We start from the raw sequence: 258 nt of genomic DNA, 5'->3' as shown, positions 1-258 counted from the left end.
TTGATGCAAATGTAAAAGCGGTAGGTGGAGAAAATAAAGAAACTACTGTAACAAAGCAGAATGATCAAACAAAAACAGATACACAAGTAAAAGAAGAAGTGAAGAAAGAAGAGAGTAAAGAAGCAAATAAAGAGGCGAGCAAAGGAACAAATGAAAGTGGAAAAGCTGAGAAAACAGATAACCCAAAGACTGGCGATGAATCACGCATCGGATTATTTGCAGCGTTAATTCTTATTTCAGGTGTTTTCTTAATTCGTA

At 35.3% G+C, this 258-nt stretch carries 1 protein-coding gene; it reads left to right on the top strand.

Annotated elements, in window-relative coordinates; translation table 11 throughout:
- Nucleotides 1-258 (top strand): sortase B protein-sorting domain-containing protein (locus MR113_RS27805; RefSeq protein WP_242257513.1); only part of this gene is annotated, 258 nt, incomplete at both ends.

Source organism: Bacillus cereus group sp. BfR-BA-01379 (genome assembly GCF_022663605.1).
In the GTDB taxonomy this organism is placed as follows: Bacteria; Bacillota; Bacilli; order Bacillales; family Bacillaceae_G; genus Bacillus_A; species Bacillus_A mobilis.
The sequence above is the reverse complement of the archived record's forward strand: the minus strand, read 5'-3'. Positions and strand labels throughout refer to the sequence as shown.